We start from the raw sequence: 2,186 nt of genomic DNA on the forward strand, positions 1-2,186 counted from the left end.
CAATGTCATTTAGATAAGTATTAGGTTAGATTCTGCTAATGGGGGTCTAACCTATTTTTTTAAAAATTTCTCTCAAAGGGGTTGACAGAAAGCTTAAAATGTGCGGCCGCGCTCACTACTGATGAATTTTAGAGGTAGTGAGCGCGGCCCTTGAAATTGGAAACAGAAACTTCATTTCAATTTCAAGGAGGTACATTTTATGTCATTCGAAAAAATCAAAGCCGCTTTTACTGATTCCGTTAACTGTGTTGTATCCGACATCTCCCGGTATACGGTCACTCCTGAAAGGGATTTTACCCGTTCCAGAAAAATGGGGGCGGATAAACTCATCTCCTTCCTGGTTTCCTGCGGTTCTTCCAGCACCAGGATAGAACTGCTTGATTTCTTTGGCCTGCAGGCAGACTCCCCATCTGCCTCCGCCTTTAACCAGCAGCGCGCCAAACTCCGACCTGAAGCCCTGGAAGCCGTTTTCCATTGTTTCAACTCTGCTGTTCTGGACGGTGCAGACCCCCGCTTCCGTTTCCTTGCCGCAGATGGATCCACCTTCACCTTCTTCAGCAGGCCCTCCTTTTCTTCCCCAGAATACTTTGTATCGGAAGGACATTCCACAAAAGGCTTCTACAGCATGCACCTGAATGCTTTTTATGACCTGCAGAAACATACTTATTCTGACGCCCTCATCCAGCCCGTCCACCAAAAGGATGAATTCCGGGCTTTCTGTGATATGGTTGACCGGCACGATACCCGGCCCGGAACCAGGGATGTCTTCATCGGCGACAGAGGATACTGTTCCTATAACAACATGGCGCATGTTGTGGAAAAAGGACAGTATTTCCTCTTCCGCACAAAAGACATCCATTCCAAAGGGCTTGTTGGAAATTTTGATTTCCCGGATACGGATTCCTTTGACATTACGGTGAACGTTACACTTGTACGCAGCCATAAGAAATCGATCCCTGTCAAAGAAGGATTTTACAGACGTTATGTGGATGCGAATGCTTCCTTTGACTATGTGGCATACGGCTCCCTGGATACTTACGACCTCTCCTTCCGTATTGTAAGGTTCCCCATATCCGATGACTCTTATGAATGCATTGTCACCAACCTGCCCAGGGAGGAATTCCCGCCGGTACGGATAAAACTCCTGTATTTTTCCAGATGGGCCATAGAAGGCTCCTTCCGTAAGCTGAAATATACCATAGGCTTAAGTAATTTCCACGCATACAAGCCGGAATACATCAAACAGGAAATATGGGCAAAACTGATTGCATACAACATAACGGAAACCCTTATCAGCCTTACGGTCATCAGGCATGGCCAGACCAAACATGAATATAAAGTAAATTTCAGTATGGCTGCACATATTTGTAGGGTCTCCCTCCGTCTGCACACGGGGGAAAACCCTATAGATGTAATGTCACTGCTTCAAAAGGAGCTTATCCCTGTCCGGAATGACCGACGGTACCCACGCCTTCAGACAGCACACTTCCGAAAACCACGGTACTTTATATACCGGGCAGCATAAAGCAGTTCCATTAATACCTATAATACCTTTTTATGAGGCAGATGTAAATCTGCTTGTTTGCCATGCAATTCTATTCCATTCTAAGTGATACAGGATGAAAAATATCCCTGGATTCTTTCTGGCACTTCCATTTTCCCTGCCCATTGGCCCTTTGGAAAAAGCGGCACACATTTCTTTCGCCCTTAACTAAATGACATTGCACTGCAAATTCTAACGAATCATTATTTTTGGTGTTAGTCAATAAATATGTTGGTCTAATCTCATTACAGTATTACCAGACGATAATTGCGTACATCATAGACACCATGCCAATAGCAACTGTTTCCAATATTGCACAATGAATGAAACAGAGACGTTGCTAAATCTCCTGCACACCGGAAAGCTATCGAAAATAGTGCATTGTAACGATTGATATATTTTGTTGCCACTCCGCGGTAATGGTTGTATGTTTCCTTAATATAGGAATGCATGCTGTTCACTATATTCAGATTAAACAGCTTCTTATTTTCTTCATGGTTTACATCCATAACCGTACAACCCGTCGCTGCCCCCAGACTGCTATAGCTTCGAAGTCCATCTGTAAGTATTAGAGTCTCCTCGCAGATATATGTGCCAAATATTTCATACAATTCCTTGCCAGATGGCTTTGCGCGGTTTACGG

At 44.3% G+C, this 2,186-nt stretch carries 2 protein-coding genes; one reads left to right on the forward strand and one right to left on the reverse strand.

Going from position 1 to position 2,186, the window contains the following annotated elements; all coding sequences use genetic code 11:
• The first annotated feature begins 199 nt into the window (after positions 1–199).
• The gene (locus tag VSQ62_RS32260; protein WP_334637434.1) at positions 200–1,525 is read left to right on the forward strand and encodes an IS4 family transposase; all 1,326 of its coding nucleotides are present in this window, start codon (positions 200–202) and stop codon (positions 1,523–1,525) included.
• A 263-nt stretch (positions 1,526–1,788) separates the two neighbouring features.
• Here the strand turns inward: VSQ62_RS32260 and VSQ62_RS32265 are convergent.
• Positions 1,789–2,186: transposase (locus VSQ62_RS32265; protein ID WP_334638785.1), on the reverse strand; the 398-nt coding region annotated here is incomplete at its 5' end.

Origin of the sequence: Sporofaciens sp. JLR.KK001, from assembly GCF_036941055.1 — a bacterium.
Classification (GTDB): Bacteria; Bacillota; Clostridia; order Lachnospirales; family Lachnospiraceae; genus Sporofaciens.

Excerpts from the sequence above, each read along its gene's own strand:
- VSQ62_RS32260 (WP_334637434.1), top strand. The coding sequence starts at position 200 with ATGTCATTCGAAAAAATCAAAGCCGCTTTTACTGATTCCGTTAACTGT.